General features: G+C 69.7%; 14 protein-coding genes. 8 read left to right on the top strand and 6 right to left on the bottom strand.

Annotated elements, in window-relative coordinates:
• Window positions 1–496: 496 nt before the first annotated feature.
• On the bottom strand, window positions 497–874 hold the full coding sequence (locus ACZ7GJ_RS37395; RefSeq protein ID WP_470758356.1) for a hypothetical protein: 378 nt from the start codon (window positions 872–874) through the stop codon (window positions 497–499).
• Between the two features lie 199 nt (window positions 875–1,073).
• Here ACZ7GJ_RS37395 and ACZ7GJ_RS37390 point away from each other — a divergent pair, with 199 nt between their 5' ends.
• Window positions 1,074–1,988 carry a maleylpyruvate isomerase N-terminal domain-containing protein gene (locus tag ACZ7GJ_RS37390; protein WP_470758354.1) on the top strand — a complete coding sequence of 305 codons (915 nt, stop codon included), beginning with the start codon at window positions 1,074–1,076 and terminating at the stop codon, window positions 1,986–1,988.
• Window positions 1,989–2,074: 86 nt separating this feature from the next.
• On the opposite strand, the gene ACZ7GJ_RS37385 is transcribed toward ACZ7GJ_RS37390, so the two are convergent.
• From ACZ7GJ_RS37385 to ACZ7GJ_RS37370, 4 genes are all read right to left on the bottom strand, one after another.
• Window positions 2,075–2,425: a hypothetical protein gene (locus ACZ7GJ_RS37385; protein ID WP_470758352.1), complete on the bottom strand. Its 351-nt coding sequence runs from the start codon at window positions 2,423–2,425 to the stop codon at window positions 2,075–2,077.
• Window positions 2,426–2,457: 32 nt separating this feature from the next.
• Window positions 2,458–2,823: a CorA family divalent cation transporter gene (locus ACZ7GJ_RS37380; RefSeq protein WP_470758350.1), complete on the bottom strand. Its 366-nt coding sequence runs from the start codon at window positions 2,821–2,823 to the stop codon at window positions 2,458–2,460.
• 536 nt (window positions 2,824–3,359) lie between these two features.
• Window positions 3,360–4,400 carry an alpha/beta hydrolase gene (locus ACZ7GJ_RS37375; protein WP_470758348.1) on the bottom strand — a complete coding sequence of 347 codons (1,041 nt, stop codon included), beginning with the start codon at window positions 4,398–4,400 and terminating at the stop codon, window positions 3,360–3,362.
• Between the two features lie 165 nt (window positions 4,401–4,565).
• Entirely contained in the window at window positions 4,566–7,073 is a 2,508-nt protein-coding gene (locus ACZ7GJ_RS37370; protein WP_470758346.1) for a penicillin acylase family protein, read from the bottom strand.
• 221 nt (window positions 7,074–7,294) lie between these two features.
• Between ACZ7GJ_RS37370 and ACZ7GJ_RS37365 the strand changes: the two genes are divergently transcribed.
• The 5 genes from ACZ7GJ_RS37365 to ACZ7GJ_RS37345 all read left to right on the top strand — a co-directional run bounded on the left by ACZ7GJ_RS37365 (window position 7,295) and on the right by ACZ7GJ_RS37345 (window position 12,450).
• Window positions 7,295–7,567, top strand: coding sequence for a hypothetical protein (locus ACZ7GJ_RS37365; RefSeq protein WP_470758344.1), 273 nt, complete (start codon window positions 7,295–7,297; stop codon window positions 7,565–7,567).
• Between the two features lie 136 nt (window positions 7,568–7,703).
• Window positions 7,704–9,380, top strand: coding sequence for an NAD(P)/FAD-dependent oxidoreductase (locus tag ACZ7GJ_RS37360; protein WP_470758342.1), 1,677 nt, complete (start codon window positions 7,704–7,706; stop codon window positions 9,378–9,380).
• Entirely contained in the window at window positions 9,377–10,852 is a 1,476-nt protein-coding gene (locus ACZ7GJ_RS37355; RefSeq protein WP_470758340.1) for an ATP-binding protein, read from the top strand. The genes ACZ7GJ_RS37360 and ACZ7GJ_RS37355 overlap by 4 nt, the downstream gene beginning before the upstream one ends.
• Window positions 10,849–11,202: a UBP-type zinc finger domain-containing protein gene (locus ACZ7GJ_RS37350; protein ID WP_470758338.1), complete on the top strand. Its 354-nt coding sequence runs from the start codon at window positions 10,849–10,851 to the stop codon at window positions 11,200–11,202. The genes ACZ7GJ_RS37355 and ACZ7GJ_RS37350 overlap by 4 nt, the downstream gene beginning before the upstream one ends.
• A 171-nt stretch (window positions 11,203–11,373) precedes the next feature.
• Entirely contained in the window at window positions 11,374–12,450 is a 1,077-nt protein-coding gene (locus ACZ7GJ_RS37345; protein ID WP_470758358.1) for a sugar ABC transporter substrate-binding protein, read from the top strand.
• Window positions 12,451–12,498: 48 nt separating this feature from the next.
• Here the strand turns inward: ACZ7GJ_RS37345 and ACZ7GJ_RS37340 are convergent, their stop codons facing one another.
• Entirely contained in the window at window positions 12,499–13,665 is a 1,167-nt protein-coding gene (locus tag ACZ7GJ_RS37340; RefSeq protein ID WP_470758336.1) for an agmatine deiminase family protein, read from the bottom strand.
• A 208-nt stretch (window positions 13,666–13,873) separates the two neighbouring features.
• Between ACZ7GJ_RS37340 and ACZ7GJ_RS37335 the strand changes: the two genes are divergently transcribed.
• Together ACZ7GJ_RS37335 and ACZ7GJ_RS37330 are read left to right on the top strand one after the other, a co-directional pair.
• Window positions 13,874–14,491 (top strand): GNAT family N-acetyltransferase, encoded by a 618-nt coding sequence (locus ACZ7GJ_RS37335; RefSeq protein WP_470758334.1) that lies wholly within the window; start codon window positions 13,874–13,876, stop codon window positions 14,489–14,491.
• The gene (locus tag ACZ7GJ_RS37330) at window positions 14,488–15,576 is read left to right on the top strand and encodes an ABC transporter substrate-binding protein (protein WP_470758332.1); all 1,089 of its coding nucleotides are present in this window, start codon (window positions 14,488–14,490) and stop codon (window positions 15,574–15,576) included. The genes ACZ7GJ_RS37335 and ACZ7GJ_RS37330 overlap by 4 nt, the downstream gene beginning before the upstream one ends.
• Window positions 15,577–15,681 lie beyond the last annotated feature (105 nt).

Raw genomic sequence — 15,681 nt, 5'->3', positions numbered from 1 at the left:
CCCCCCCCCACCCTTCCCCCCCCCCCCCCCCCCCCCCCCCCCCCCCCCCCCCCCCCCCCCCCCCCCCCCCCCCCCCCCCCCCCCCCCCCCCCGCCGGTGGACGGGGTCCTGCTCTGGGTCGGCGGGGTCAGGCCGGGGGCGTCGCAGGCGGAGCCGTGGTCCGGGTGCGGGGGTGTCTGCTCATCGGTCGGCCAGGACTGGTGCGCGCCTGCCGCGGCCGCTGCGGCCGCCGTGGACGAGGCGGAAGAGGCGTGCGCGAGGCCCTCGCCGAGCAGGTGGGAGGAGCAGTGCAGGGCTGCCAGCAGCAGTGCGCACAGCATGCCGAGGAGTAATCCGCCCGCCCTGGACGCAACGCCAGGGGGCGCGCACCGGCTCGCCGATGAGCGAGCCCGCGAGGTCCGACGGGAGCGGGCGCTGACCATGCGGTGATCTTAACTTCCCGCTCGGGCGGGGGCGGATGACACTTCGGACATTGTCGAACGGGCAATTCCCGCCGTCACCAGATGAGGACGCCCCCACCCGGAGCTTCCAGGGCCCTGCGGCCGGCTGCGATGAAGTTGTCCAGCTTGCTCTCCACGTTGTCGAGGAGCGCCGGCCCGGCGGGTTCTTGCAGACCGGCGACGAAGGCTTCGCTCTGGCCGCGGAGCGTCAGGCACTCCTCAAGGAACTCGGCCACGTCATCCGCCTCGACCTTAAGGTCCCCCTCTGCCAGGCGGGGCAGGAAGCGGGCGCCGAGGGCCACCGCCGATCCCGACCCCCAGACGACCCTGCGCCAGCGTTCGCCTCCGGCGAGGTCCCTGCCGTCGGGCGGGTCCTCCAGCAGGTCCCAGCTTCCGTCGGGGTTCCTTATGAACGTGTGCACCAGAAGACTCATGCAGAAACTCCTTTGATCTCCGAGCTGGAGATCTTGGCGCGGGCGGCCCCGACCTGCAATCGAGATTCCCCGACCACCGGCAACGAGGGCCGACCGGCCCCGTGTTGGGCCGAACCCGGGGCGTGGACACCGCACGGCCCTATCGCAACCTCCCTACCCGGCGGTAACCTGCAAGCCGTCCGCAGCATGGGGGAGTGGCATGGGCACCGTCACGGGACTCGATCCTGTCGCCGAGCACGAGAAGACCCGCGCCGCGCTGCGCGCCGTGCTCACGCGGCTGAGCCGGCTGCTGCGCGAAGTCCCTGACCCGGACGCGGCCTCCGGTGTCCCGGTGTGGACGGTGTGCGACGTCGGCGCGCACCTCGCGGCCGTGTACCTCGCGTACACCTCCGCCGCTTCCGCCGCTTCCGCCGCTTCCGCCGCTTCCGCCGCTTCCGCCGCTTCCGCCGCTTCCGCCGACGACTCCATGGACTGGGACGGACTCCTGCCGCCGGCCGACGGGCCGCTCATCGAGCGGATCACGGCCATCAACGCCAAGTCCATAGGCCTCATCAGCGGCCACGAACGCGCCCGTCTGGGCGAACTCCTGGCCGAACGGGGCGAGGAGTTCCTCCGGTCCACCGAGGGTCTCGCCCCGGATGCTCCCGTCGCCGCGCCCTGGTACGGGCCCGGTACGACGCTCACCCTCGCCGTGGCGACCGGTCTGATGCTGAGCGAGAGCCTCGTGCACGGCCTGGACATCGCGCGCGGAGCCCAACTTCCTTGGCCCATCGGCCCGGACGAGGCGCGCCTGGTGCTCGGTCAGTCGATGCCGACGATGATGTCCCTGGCCGTGGACCCGGTGAAGGCGCGGGGCGTCGGCATCGCGTTCGACCTGGCGATCAAGGGCGGCCCGCGACTGGCGGTCGTCGTGGACGACGGGACGGTGACGGTGACCCGCGACGCGCCACCGCGCGCCTACGACTGCAGGATCACGGCGGATCCGACTGCGTTCCTGCTGGTCTCCTTCCGGCGCACGCCGATCTGGAAGACGATCGCGCGCGGCCAGATGCGAGCCGGCGGCCGCAAGCCGTGGCTCGCCATGCGACTCGGCGAACTCATCGCCACGCCCTGATCCAGGGGTCGAGGACCAGCGGTGGCGCCTCGCCGCCCGGCAGGCGGCGGCGCCAAGTGTTGGAGCCGCCACCGCCGGACGGGGTGCTACAGGCAGCCCTTGCGCCGCAGATGGGCGAACATCGAGACGCCCGAGGTCAGTACCAGGAGGAGGAAGGCCGGCCAGGCCCACACGAAACGGGTCTCCGGCTGGTGGAAGTTCGCGGCGTAGATGCCGCCCAGCAGCGTGGGAATCATGAACACCACGAGCCACGAACTCACCCTTCGGGCGGTCTTCGTTCCTTCGTAAAGGTCGACCGACTTCTGGTGGAGCAGGACCAGTTCCTTCCGGTACCGGCGGACTCCGAGGAGGAAGGTGTGCAGTTCCTCCTTGGAGCAGGCGCTGAGATCTTTTGCGGTAAGCCCGGTCAGGCTGGCGTACTTGGAGTTGTCCGACATGCGAATCGCTCTTCCTCTGGTGGTAGGCGGCCTCAGAGCCAGCCCTTGCGCTTGACCGCGAAGTAGGTGGCCAGCGAGGTCGACGCCAGGGCGACGAGGAACAGTGGCCAGCCGTACTTGAACTGGAGCTCGGGCATGTGCTCGAAGTTGGAGCCGTAGAGCGATGCGAGCGCACCGGGCACCACCGCGATCGCCGTCCAGGCGCTCACCTTCCGGGTTTCCACGGTGGCCTTCAGCTGGTCCTCGGTGATCTCCCGGATATCTTCCATTTCCTTGTTCAGGCCGTGCATCTCCCTGTTGATTTCACGGAGCAGCTCCACTTGCTGACCCTGCTGACCTGCCGTTTCGTCTGCCGCGAGGGTGTTGTCGCGGTTCGTCGGCATCGTGTTGTTGCTCATGCTGTTCCTTCATTCAAGGCACGTCCTGGGCGGCACTCGGCGCGCACCCGTCGCCGCTGGGCGGATCTCGGACGTGCTTCGGCGTAGAAATGCGGTGAATGGGTTCGCTGGGAAGACCGGAAACGCGGCACGCGTCAGCAGCCGCGCGGCCCGCTCAGCGGTGGACGTGCAGAGCACGCCGATAGGGCGTCGGATTCTGATAAGAGAGAGAAATCACCGCGAAGGCGAGATATGCGCTGCAGGGGTATTCACTGTGGCGCGGCACAAGGGCCGCTACTGCAGGGCGTCAAGCGGGATCGGCGGCGTGAACGTTCTGGCACTACTTCCACCAGGCACGCTGATCACCTCCCGCAAATCGTGGCGCGGCTTTCCCGCGCCTCAGACACGGTAAACGACAAGCAATGTGAGTGCAAAGTCGGCAAATGCGGCATCGGCCCCATCTGGCCCCATCCACCCCATCGGCCCCCAAAAGCCGAACGCCCTGCCCCCGAGGTGCACGGGGGCAGGGCGAGCGGGACGGGCGCCGAGCGGCGGCGTCAGGCGGCGAAGGACCTTTCCAGCCTGGGGATCAGGTCCCGGAGGTCCTGCTCCCAGCAGCCGCCGCTGTGGCCGCCGTTGCACATGTCGCCCCAGGCGGAACCGTCACCGTAGTTGACGTAGTAGTAGGACATGCCCAGAGCGTCCATGGCGTCCTTGACGTGCTTGGACGCGCTTTCGAGCCAGAACTCCAGGTCGGTGACGTCACCGCGGCCGTTGCCCACGTAGATGGAGACCCCGACCCCGCCGGCCTTGAGCTTGTCCATGTGCTGTGACGGGTCGACCTCGTTCCACACGCGGTCGACGTTGAACACCGGGTAGGGCGAGCCGAACAGGGCGTCACTGTCCACGCCGGGCTTGTAGGGCGAGTCCTTGGGGTCGCAGACGCCGGACATCGAGCCGCAGGCCGCACCCTGCGCGTCGATGAGGGAGGCGACGACGGCCAGCCGCAGGTCCATGGACCTGGCCGACAGGTCGATGTCACCGGACAGGGACGCGGTCTGGCTGAACAGGTCGGGACGGACCTGGGCGTAGTGGAACGCCCCGAAGCCGCCCATGGAGACACCGGCGATGGCCCTGGCCTTCTTGGTGGCCACGGTCCGCAGGTTCGCGTCGATGAACGGGATCACCTGCTTGAGGTGGAAGTTCTCCCAGTTCTGGGCACCGGCCTGAGTCCTCTGGTTGAGCCAGTTGGCGTACCAGCCCCGGGTGCCGCCGTCAGGGATGACGGTGATCATCGAGTTCGAGGTGGTCAGCGCCGGGTAGTTCTGCTGGATCGGGTCGTCGGGCGAACCGTGCAGGAAGTACAGCACCGGGTAGCGCCTGGCCGGGTCGTCGTAGTAGCCGCTCGGCAGGACGATTTTGATGTGGTGCTTGCCCGCGACCTCGGGCGTGGTCACGGTGATGTAGAAGTTGGTGGGGCCGCCCACTGCCGAGTCGACCTGGGTCAGGCCGTACCCGTCCGCCATCGGTGGCGGTGCGGTGCGGTCGGCGCCCTGTGCCGCACCCGCCGGCACGACCATTCCCACGATGGCGGCCATCAATGCCACCACTATTCGCCACCGACTCGATTTCCCCATTGCAGCGTGCCCCCCTCGTGACTCATGTAGTTGCGCGGCGCGAAAGCTATCGGGAGGTGATGAAACCCCGATGAAAGGGCACGCCGGAGACCGTCATCGAGACTCCGGCGTGCCCGAACATCCCTGTCAGGACAGGACCTTGACCTCCAGGGCCGGTGAGGCGGCGATCTGCTCCTCGGTGAACCGTTCGGTCACCCATCGGCCTGCCGAGAACAGCTTGGTCTGATCGGCGTAGTGCGGCGAGTTCGGGTTGGCCGACTGGGAGTAGGCCAGTACGGAGAACGCCTGCGGCGGGCCCTCGGCGGTGAACCGCACCATCTGGATGAAGCTGGACCCGAAGGTGACGTCCATCTTGCCGTCGACCTGGCCGGGAGTGATCACGTTCAGCACGCCCAACTCGCCGATCGAACCGTGGATCGGGATCTGCTCACCGTTGCGGGTGACGTTCTGGACGTCCGACAGCCGTGCGTTCAGCGGAACACCCGAGTTGCGCACTGCGAGGACCGCCCGGGCGAGCGCATTGCGGACGGCGGAGTTTCCGGAGTCCAGCGAGTTGGGCGTGTGCACGGGGTCCTTGGGATCGAAGGGCACCCGCCAGGGCATCTTCTCGATCGCCTGACCACCGCCCAGGTAGGCCCAGTAGTTCTCGAACAGCCAGGATCCCCTGCTGTCCGCCGAGAAGTTGTGGTCCTTCCAGGCGGCCAGGATCGGACAGGCCTCGCTCACATTGACGAGGTTGCCGTCCACCAGGACGAGCCCGAAGGGGACGTTCTGGCACGCCGTCACCGTGGTGTTGAGGGCCAGGTCGGCCGCCCTGCTGTTGTCGGCGAACAGCAACTGCCCCATGCTCTCCGGCGTGAACCCCCTGCCCGGCAGGCCGTCGGTGCCGTTGATCCGGTTCTGCGCGGTCACGATCAACTCCTGGGTGCGCAGCGACCGGGGCGCCCCGGCGTCGCCCATCACCCGGGGGAAGGACAGCGGCTGTTCGGGGTTGGCCAGCCAGGCGCTGTCGTTGGCGTTGCCCACGTAGTCGGTGCGGATCAGGCGCGGCTGCTTGTGCGGATCCAGCAGTCCCGGCGCGACCGCGTTGGGGTCGTCGGGCCAGTCGCACGCGCTGCGCTTGCCGTCGAAGACGGAGACCGGCGGCACGTTCGGCAGTCTCAGCGACTGGTTGAACAGCAGCTGTCCGGTCAGGGTGAGGCAGGACTGCGCGTGCTCGTCGGTGATGTTCGGGGTCGCCTGGATGTCCGCGTACAGCGCCTTGCCCTTGCGGTCGGAGGCGACCGTGTTGAAGAAGGGGACGCCCTGCGTGGTCTCCAGGGTGTTCACGACGTCGTTGACGTCCTTGGCCTGGTCGAGGTGGAACCAGGTGTTCAACGCCCGCAGGTTGTCCATGTTCACGTCGCGCACGGCATGCGCGCTGACCACCCAGGGCAGATCTCGGCCCAGGATCGATGTGGTGATCGGGCCGTAACGGGTGGACCACAACGTCCTGGTGACCTTGCCGATGGAGCCGTCCGCCTTCAGCACGTCGACACCGACCTCCTGCGAGGTCATCCGCTGCCAAGCGCCGTCCACCAGGTAGTTGGTCGGGTTCAGCGGATCCACCTGGACGTCGAACAACCCGAACGGGGCCACCGTGGCGACCGTGTGGCTCCATGCGACGTCGTCGTTGTGCCCGATGTTCACCGCGGGGAATCCGAGCAGGCTGGCGCCGGAGACGTTGATCTTCCCCGGGATCGTCAGCTGGCTCTGCCACATCCGGTTCTTGCCCTGCCACGGGAAGTGCGGGTTGGCCAGCAGCATGCTGGTGCCGCCGGACACGCCCTGCGAACCGACGGCCAACGCATTGCTGCCCATGCTCTGTTGACGGCTCACGGCCATGGCATCGCGGATCTTCTCCGCGGTCTCCGCGGCTGACGCCGCGGGCGGCGCGGCGGCGGCCGAGGCCCCGGGCGGCGCGGCGTTCACCTGACCGTCCAGCAGCGGATCGGCGCTGCCCATGATGATCTCGGCGTGCGCGTGCCGGTAGACGTCCAGCTCCGTGATCGGCCGCACCCAGGCCGCACCGCGGCAGGCCGGGTCGGAGATGTTGTTCACGCCCGTCTCGGCCAGGTACCGGTTGTACCCCTGGACGTAGCCGCGAATGGCCTCCTTGACCTCCGGCTCCGGGCCGTTGGGCGCGGGCTCGTCGATCAGCCGCTCCACCACCCGGTTGTCGTTCATCCGCTGGAAGTACAGGTCGCTGTTGAGATTGCTCGTGGTGTTCTGGTGCTCGCCCGGGCTCGCCCTGCCGTCGGGCCCCAGATAGCGGGACCTCTGGGCATTCACCATCAGATAGGTGTCGGCCAAGATGCAGATGTTGTCCTTGGCCGCCGCGTATCCGTAGCCCGTCCCCAGCCCCTCCCAGTTCGAGGCGACGATGTGCGGGATCCCGTATTCGGTGTAACGGATCGTCGGCTTGTCCGGCCCCTGTGCCGCGGCCGGCGACCCGGCGGCCGGTGGCCCGGCGGCCGGTGGCCCGGCGGCCGGTGGCCCGGCGGCCGGTGGCCCGGCGGCCACCATCGTGCCCATCACCGCCACCGCGGCCATGACCGCCACCGGCAGCCTCGCGCTGAATCTCCTCCGCGCCATCGAGCGGTCCCTCCCCTGTGATCAAGGCCTACGTCTGAACGCGGCCACGCTAAGGAGGACCGATGAAATCCCGATGATGCCTCCGCACCACGGGGCACTGCCCCAGCGGGTGCGTGCGGCAGGGGGCTGTTCTAGCGTCGAATGAGGGAGGGATCTCCTGCCGAGCCGGTCCGGTACGGGGGCCGGGGCCGCGCGGCGATTCCCGAGAGCAGGTATGTCCCATGCGTACGTCGACCCGTATCGCAAGCGTCCTCACCGGCCTGACCCTCGCCCTCGGCGGCGCGGCCCTTGCCGCCCCTGCCGCCCACGCGGACGTCACGGCCTGCATCAACCAGGTCGAGCGGGAGCTCAAGGGCGGTGAGGCTCCGGAAACCGTCCGGGCGGCCTGTTACGTCGGGCTGGCCGGTGCCTACGATGAGTGTGCGTCCGGTCTGACCGAGGAAGGCGTGACCAAGGGGACCGCGGCGAGCGCCTGCCGGCTGGCCTCCAAGTAACAGCGCCCCGCGCGGCGCCCGCTCCTCGTAGCGGCACGTGTCCCGAAGCGAACCCGGGCGATCGAACATACGATGACGGGAACCGGCGCGCGCCGCCGGTAGTACCGCCAGTCCAGGCCGCTCGGGCGGGAGACGCATGACAGAGGTCGCCGACGCACCGCGGACCGTCATCCTGACCGTGGACGACGACCCGGGAGTCTCCCGTGCCATCGCCCGTGACCTGCGTCGCCGCTACGGCGCCGGGTACCGGGTCGTGCGCGCCGAGTCCGGCGAGTCCGCGCTGGCGGCGTTGCGCGAGCTGAAGCTGCGGGGCGACCTGGTGGCCGTGATCCTCGCCGATTACCGCATGCCGCAGATGAACGGCATCGAGTTCCTCGAACGGGCGATCAACGTGTACCCGGGTGCGCGGCGCGTGCTGCTGACCGCGTACGCCGACACCAACGCGGCGATCGACGCGATCAACGTCGTCGACCTCGACCACTACCTGCTCAAGCCGTGGGACCCGCCGGAGGAGAAGCTCTACCCGGTCATGGACGACCTGCTCGCCGCCTGGCGCGCCAGCGACTACCGGCCGGTACCCGCGACCAAGGTGGTCGGACACCGCTGGTCGGCGCACTCCTCGCTCGTTCGCGAGTTCCTGGCCCGCAACCAGGTGCCGTACCGCTGGTACTCCTCCGACGAGCCGGAGGGACGGCGCCTGCTGGACGCGGCCGGGGCCGACGGGCAGCGGCTGCCCCTGGTGATCACTCCGCAGGGCACCGCGCTGATCGAGCCGGAGGCCTCCGACCTCGCCGCCCACGTCGGGCTCGCGACGACCCCGGCCTCCGACTTCTACGACCTCGTCGTGATCGGCGGCGGCCCTGCCGGGCTCGGCGCGGCCGTGTACGGGGCATCCGAGGGGCTGCGGACCGTACTGATCGAGCGGTCGGCGACCGGCGGGCAGGCCGGCCAGAGCTCCCGCATCGAGAACTACCTCGGATTCCCCGACGGCGTATCGGGCGCACAGCTCACCGACCGCGCCCGCCGCCAGGCCGGCAGGTTCGGCGCCGAGATCCTCACCGCGCGCGAGGTCACCGGGCTGGAGGTCAACGGCGCGGCACGCGTCGTCCGCTTCTCCGACGGCTCGAAGATCGCCGCGCACAGCGTCATCCTGGCGACCGGAGTGTCGTACCGGCAGCTCCAGGCGCCGGGCTGCGAGGACTTGACCGGCTGCGGGGTCTACTACGGGTCCTCGCTCACCGAGGCGTCCTCCTGCCTGGAGCAGGACGTGTACATCGTGGGCGGCGCCAACTCCGCCGGGCAGGCGGCGGTGTACCTCGCGCGGGGCGCGAAGTCGGTGACGATGCTGGTGCGCGGGGAGTCCCTGACGGCGTCGATGTCGCACTACCTGATCCAGCAGATCGAGGAGACGGCGAACATCACCGTCCGCACCCGGACCGCCGTCGATGCGGCGCACGGCGAAGGACACCTGGAACAGCTGACGCTGCGGGACGTGGACAGCGGCGCGACCGAACTCGTCGACGCCCAGTGGATGTTCGTGTTCATCGGCGCGGCCCCGCTGACCGACTGGCTGGACGGAACGGTACTGCGCGACGAGCACGGCTTCATCCTGGCCGGTCCGGACCTCACACCGGACGGGCGACCGCCGGCCGAATGGGAACTCGACCGGCCGCCCTACCACCTGGAGACCAACATTCCCGGCGTGTTCGTGGCGGGCGACGCGCGCGCCCAGTCCGCCAAGCGCGTCGCGTCCGCCGTCGGAGAGGGAGCCATGGCCGTGATGCTCGTCCACCGGTACCTGGAGCAGTCATGAGCGGGCAGGTCATGCCGTGCAGCCCGGGCGAGATCGCCTCGCTGTTCCTGTTCGAGAAGCTCTCCCCGGAACAGCTCGGGCGGCTGTGCAGCGAGGGACGGGTGGAACGCTTCGAAACCGGGCCCGTGTACGCGGAGGGCACCCCGGCCACCTGCTTCTACGTGATGATCGAGGGCACCGTCGTACTGTCCCGCCGGGTCGGCGGTGACGACGTGGAGGTCAGCCGGACCTCGCAGCGAGGCGTGTACGCGGGAGCCATGCAGGCCTACCTGGGCGACCGGGTGCCGCAGACGTACAACAACTCGATGCGGGTGAGCGAGCCCACGCGCTTCTTCGTACTGCCCGCCCAGTCGTTCGCGGACATCATGCAGGAATGGTTCCCGATGGCAGCGCACCTCCTGGAGGGGCTGTTCTTCGGCTCGAAGAACACCCAGCGCGCCATCGGCCAGCGCGAGCGGCTACTCGCCCTCGGATCGCTGTCCGCCGGGCTCACCCACGAGCTCAACAACCCCGCGGCAGCGGCCGTACGCGCCACCGCCACACTGCGCGAACGCGTCGGCAAGATGCGGCACAAGCTGGCCCACATCGCTCAGGGCAACTACCCCCGCGAGGCGATCGCCGACCTCATCGAAATCCAGGAGCGCACCGTCGAACGCGTCGCGAAGGCCACGGCGTTGAGCCCGCTGGAGGCATCCGACCGGGAGGACGAGCTCGCCGACTGGCTGGAGGACCACGGCATCCCGGAGGGCTGGCGGATCGCGCCGACCTTCGTACAGGCCGGACTGGACACCGACTGGCTGGAACAGGTCGCGGCCACCGTGGCCGAGGACATCCTGCCGGGGGCCATCGGCTGGCTCAACTACACCGTCGAGACAGAGCTGTTGATGGACGAGATCGACGACTCCACCACCCGGATCTCCCACCTGGTGGACGCGGCCAAGCAGTACTCGCAGCTCGACCGTGCTCCGCACCGGGTCGTCGACGTCCACGAACTCCTCGACAGCACCCTGCTGATGCTGTCCGGCAAGATCGGTCCCCGCGTCCGGGTGGTCAAGGACTACGACCGCTCGGTGCCGGACGTACCCGCTTACCCGGCGGAGCTGAACCAGGTGTGGACCAACCTCATCGACAACGCGGTCTTCGCCATCGGGAGCACCGGCGGCGAAGGCACGCTCACGGTCCGCACCGCACGGGAGGGGGACCGGCTGCTGGTCGAGTTCCGCGACACCGGGCCCGGCATCCCGGCCGATGTCCGCAGCCGCATCTTCGACCCCTTCTTCACCACCAAACCGGTCGGGGAGGGCACCGGTCTGGGCCTGGACATCTCCTGGCGGATCGTCGTCAGCAAGCACCACGGCAGCCTCCAGGTCGAATCGGTGCCAGGCGACACCCGCTTCCAGGTCCTGCTGCCGCTGACTGCCCAGGAACCGGGGAACGCGTCCGAACCCGAGAGCACCGAGGAGTCCGTGTGACCGACATCAGCGGAATCGACCCGAGCATCCCGCCCAGCGGCACCGGCTGCGTCGAGTGCGACGCGGCGGGCGGCTGGTGGTTCCACCTGCGGCGCTGCGCCCAGTGCGGCCACATCGGCTGTTGCGACTCCTCGCCCGCTCAGCACGCCACCGCGCACTGGAAGGCCACCGGCCACCCCCTGGTGCAGAGCTTCGAGCCGGGCGAGGAATGGTTCTGGGACTTCGAAGGTGACGAACTGTACGATTCCGGGCCCGAACTGACGCAGCCCGGTGCCCATCCGGCGGACCAGCCGGCGCCGGGACCGGCCGGCCGGGTCCCGCAGGACTGGACGCGGCTGCTGCACCGTTGAGCCGCCGCGAGATTTCATGACTTTAAGTCAGGTGACGTTGCTATTTCGTTAATAATTCACTTCTTGACCACGGTGTTCACGCCGAGTTGACTGCCCCTACCTCGGCCGTTCACGCACGGCCTCGTCAGGGAGGTTAAGAACGTGAACGCGCTTTTGGCTCGTGGTTCCGTCATGCTCATCGCCTCGGCGGTCACCCTCTCGCTCGCCGCGTGCGGCGGTGGGGAACAGGGCGAGGGGAAGTCGGGGGACTCCGCCGAAGGCGACGCGATCAAGGTGGGGCTCCTGCTGCCGGAGAGCCAGGCCGCGCGTTACGAGAAGTTCGACAAGCCCCTCATCGAGAAGGAGATCGCCCTCCTCACGAGAGGAAAGGCCCAGGTCCTCTACGTCAACGCCAAGCAGAGCGCGACCGTGCAGAATGCGCAGGTCGACGCGATGATCGCCAACAAAGTGAACGTCCTGATCATCGACGCGGTGGACTCCAAGGCCATCGCGGGCGCGGTCGGGCGGGCCAAGGCGGCCGGTATCCCGGTCGTCGCCTACGACCGCCTGGCCGAGGGTCCGATCGACGCCTACACCTCCTTCGACAACGATGACGTCGGCATGGTCCAGGGCAAGGCGCTTCTGGAAGCCTTGGGCGACAAGGCCAAGGACGGCCAGATCGTCATGATGAACGGTTCGGTCACCGACCCGAACGCCGCCATGTTCAAGTTCGGTGCGCACTCCGTCCTGGACGGCAAGGTGAACATCGGCAAGGAGTACGACACCGTCGAGTGGAAGCCCGAGAACGCCGGCGCGAACATGACGGCCGCGATGGCGGCGCTCGGCAAGAGCAAGATCATCGGCGTCTACTCGGCCAACGACGGCATGGCCGGCGGCATCATCACCGCCCTCAAGGCGGCCGGCCTGTCCACCCTGCCCCCGGTCACCGGTCAGGACGCCGAACTCGCCGGTGTGCAGCGGATCGTGGCGGGCGAGCAGTTCATGAGCGTCTACAAGCCGTACGCCCCCGAGGCCGAGGCCGCCGCGATGATGGCCGTCGCGCTCGCCAAGGGCGAGCGGATCGACGAGATCATCAATCAGATGGTCGACAGCCCTACGACCAAGCGGGTGCCGGCGGTTCTCGTGCCGAGCATCTCCCTCACCAAGGACAACGTGAAGACGACCGTGGTCAAGGACGAGGTCTACACGGTGGCCGAGATCTGCACCGACAAGTTCAAGGCCGCCTGTGAGGAGATCGGGCTGAAGTAGCACTCGGCCTTACGGTCGGACGCCGGTGCGGCCGTACGGTGGTGCGGCTCAGGCGGCGGGCTTGCCGGGCTGGTCGTGGGTCGAGCAGTGGATGCCGCCGCCGCCCGAGGCGATCGTGTCGATCCGGACCGGCACGACATCCCGCTTGGGGAAGTGCTCCCGGAGGATGCCGTGGGCCCGGTCGTCTGCCTTCGCGTCCCCGAACTGGGGCATGAAGACGGCGCCGTTGGCGATGTAGAAGTTGGCATAGGTCGACACGAAATCGTCGCCGCGGCCCGTGATCCTGTCCAGGTCCGGCTGCGGCAGGTCGATGACCTCGAAACGCCGGCCCCGGGCGTCCGTCGCCTTCGACAGGACGGACTTCGCCTGGTCGGCGGAGCGCGACCACGAGTCCGGCGGGGTGCTGGGGTGCGCGCGGTCCAGTAGGACCACACCCGGCGCGGTGAAGCGCACCAAGCTGTCCACGTGGGCGTCCGTGATGTCCTCCCCGCGCACGCCGGCCAGCCAGACCACCTTCTCGACGCCCAGGGTCTGCTCCAGCTCCGCCTCGATGGCGTCCCGGTTCTTGCCCCGGTTGCGGTTGTCGTTGACGATCGAGCTCTCGGTGATCAGCAGGGTGCCCTCGCCGTCGGGCTCGAAGGATCCGCCCTCGGCGACCAGCGGGGCCTGGATGCGGGGGATCGCGTACTTCTGGAGCAGGGTGCGGCCGACCGCTCCGTCGTTCTTGTGCTCCTGCTTGTTGCCCCAGCCGTTGAAGTTGAAGTCGACCCCGGCGACCTTGCCGTCCTGCTCGACGAAGACGGGGACGGTGTCGCGGGCCCAGAGGTCGTCGACGGCCAGGGGGATGACCTCGACCTGGTTGCCGCACGCCCGCTGAGCGGCGTCCGCCTGCTCGGGCCGGGCCATCATGACGACCGCCTCGTACTCCCCGACGGCCCGGGCGATCCGGGCGATGTCCTCGCGCACGTAGGGCAGGTCTCCCTCCCAGACGGAGGACAGTGCCGGCCAGGACATGAACGTACGGGTGTGGCTCTCCCACTCGGCGCCGAGGCGGCGCCCGGCGCCCGCGGCCGCGGGCCGGGAGGACGCGTCGGCGGCGCCGGCCTGAGCTCCGGCGCCCGAGGGGCCGCAGGCCGAGGAGCCCGCGACGAGCGCGCCGACGCCGGCGAGGGTGCGCAGGACGGTCCGGCGGGTGGGCGGCGGCAGGAAGGGCACGGGGAACTCCGATCACGTACAGGGCTCTGCGGACAAGGGTGCGCGCCCGCACTGCGAACGGCCGTCATGTACGGACGAGGGTGCGGCCGCGTGTCGACACTGTGGCATTGACTGAAAATTCAGTCAATTCGTGGTGTGAGGGAGATGCCCGGTCCGGCAGGGCCTAAAACGATGGACAGCCCTCCGGCGCTGGGCGACGATCTCCGCGATGAACAACGAACCTCTCCCCACCGCTGCCCACGCCGCCAAGCGCGTCCGCTTCGTCGAGCTCAACGCGAAGGCGCTACGGGCCCTCGCCGACGGCGACCTCGCCGGCGGCAGCGCCGAGGCCGGGGTCGCCCTCGACGCACACTTCGTCGGCGACCGGGCCCGCTGGATCTTCGGCTACCGTGCCGACCAGCTCGCCAAGGACCCGTCCGCCGCCCCCTGGATCACCAGGGCCGCGGTGTCCGAGCCGGACGGGGTCGTCATCGGCGACGCCGGGTTCCACGGGCCTCCGGACGAGGCCGGCATGGTCGAGGTCGGCTTCACCGTGGTGCCGGGGTACCGCAGGCAGGGCTATGCCCGCGCCATGCTGAGGGCGTTGCTCGTCAGGGCCGCCGCCGAACCGGGTGTCAGGACCGTGCGGGCCCGTAGCAAGTCCGACAACGCCGCCTCCCTGGCCACCATCGCGGGCTTCGGTTTCACGCGCGTCGGCGAGCAGGGGAACGAGGAGGACGGGCTCGTGTTCGTCTTCGAGATCCCGGCGGACGAGATCCCGGCGGACGAGATCCCGGCGGACGAGATCCTGGCGGACGAGGTCCAGGTGGGAGACGCCACCGCATGAACACGCCACCGGACGGGGCATCCGTCCAGATCGGCGCCCTCGTTCCGCTGACCCGGCCCGGCTGGGTCGAAGCGGGCCGGCACCTGCTCGCCGGACTTGAGCTTGCCGTCAGCGAAGTCAATGCCACCGGAGGGATCGGCGGAACACCGCTGGAGCTGGTAGTCCGGGACACCGCCGCCGATCCACAGCGGGCCGAGGCAGCCGTGGACGAGCTGGCCGGCCTGGGCGTGGCCGCCCTGGCGGGGGAGTACCACAGCGTCGTCGCGCGCGCGGCCGCCACCAGGGCCGACGCGCTCTGCCTGCCGTACCTGTGCTCTTCGGCGGTCCTCGACGCGCTCACCGAACAGCCGACGCAATGGGTCGCGCGCCTCGCCCCGGCGCAGTCCCACGGCTGGCAGACCTACGCGGACTTCCTCCTCGGAGCGGGCCACAGCCGGATCGCCGTGGCAGCACAGCCGAGTGTCTACTGGGCATCCGGGGCCCGCATCCTGCGGGACCACCTCGCTCCGCGCGGCGGCACCCTCCTCGAACTCGACATGGGCACGCTGACCCCCGCCGCCCTGTGCGACGAACTCGTCGCCCAACGCGCGACGGCCCTCCTGCTCCTGGTCGGTCACCCGGACCCGGCAGTGCCGATCGTCAGGTACGTCCGCCGCGACCCGCGCCTCGCCGAGATCCTGATCGGCGCTCCGGCCGGGCAGCCGGAGTTCACCGAATGGGCCGGGTCACTGGGCGGCGACGGCGCCGGGATCCCGTTCCTGCGCTATCTGCCCGAGCGCCTCGGCCCACTCGGAACGCGCGTCGAGAGGGCGCTGCGCGAGCGGCTGGCCGAAGCGCCCTCCTTCGTCGCCTTCGAGGGCTACGACACGGTCACCGTCCTCGCCGACGTGCTGCGCACCCACGGCACGGACCGGGCGCGCATCGCCGCATCCTGGCCGCACGTCGAGGTCGAAGGCACCCGCGGACGGATCCGGTTCTCCCGCACGCCGGGCATCAGCGTCTGGCAATGGGCCTGGCCGCCGGTCCAAGTCGTCGACCGCGATCCGGCGGACCCCGATCGATTCCGGATCCGTCGCACCGGCTGAGACAGCGCGCGGGGGGGGGGGGGGGGGGGGGGGGGGGGGGGGGGGGGGGGGGGGGGGGGGGGGGAGGGGGGGGAGGGGGGGGGGGAGGGGAGGGCGCGCGCCACC

The organism is Streptomyces sp. NPDC037242, from assembly GCF_055604165.1.
The sequence above is the reverse complement of the archived record's forward strand: the minus strand, read 5'-3'. Positions and strand labels throughout refer to the sequence as shown.

What these genes read in the sequence shown, in the direction of transcription:
- ACZ7GJ_RS37395 (WP_470758356.1), bottom strand. Translation starts at nt 874, where the DNA reads ATGAGTCTTCTGGTGCACACGTTCATAAGGAACCCCGACGGAAGCTGG.
- ACZ7GJ_RS37390 (WP_470758354.1), top strand. Translation starts at nt 1,074, where the DNA reads ATGGGCACCGTCACGGGACTCGATCCTGTCGCCGAGCACGAGAAGACC.
- ACZ7GJ_RS37385 (WP_470758352.1), bottom strand. Translation starts at nt 2,425, where the DNA reads ATGTCGGACAACTCCAAGTACGCCAGCCTGACCGGGCTTACCGCAAAA.
- ACZ7GJ_RS37380 (WP_470758350.1), bottom strand. Translation starts at nt 2,823, where the DNA reads ATGAGCAACAACACGATGCCGACGAACCGCGACAACACCCTCGCGGCA.
- ACZ7GJ_RS37375 (WP_470758348.1), bottom strand. Translation starts at nt 4,400, where the DNA reads ATGGCCGCCATCGTGGGAATGGTCGTGCCGGCGGGTGCGGCACAGGGC.
- ACZ7GJ_RS37370 (WP_470758346.1), bottom strand. Translation starts at nt 7,073, where the DNA reads ATGGCGCGGAGGAGATTCAGCGCGAGGCTGCCGGTGGCGGTCATGGCC.
- ACZ7GJ_RS37365 (WP_470758344.1), top strand. Translation starts at nt 7,295, where the DNA reads ATGCGTACGTCGACCCGTATCGCAAGCGTCCTCACCGGCCTGACCCTC.
- ACZ7GJ_RS37360 (WP_470758342.1), top strand. Translation starts at nt 7,704, where the DNA reads ATGACAGAGGTCGCCGACGCACCGCGGACCGTCATCCTGACCGTGGAC.
- ACZ7GJ_RS37355 (WP_470758340.1), top strand. Translation starts at nt 9,377, where the DNA reads ATGAGCGGGCAGGTCATGCCGTGCAGCCCGGGCGAGATCGCCTCGCTG.
- ACZ7GJ_RS37345 (WP_470758358.1), top strand. Translation starts at nt 11,374, where the DNA reads ATGCTCATCGCCTCGGCGGTCACCCTCTCGCTCGCCGCGTGCGGCGGT.
- ACZ7GJ_RS37335 (WP_470758334.1), top strand. Translation starts at nt 13,874, where the DNA reads ATGAACAACGAACCTCTCCCCACCGCTGCCCACGCCGCCAAGCGCGTC.
- ACZ7GJ_RS37330 (WP_470758332.1), top strand. Translation starts at nt 14,488, where the DNA reads ATGAACACGCCACCGGACGGGGCATCCGTCCAGATCGGCGCCCTCGTT.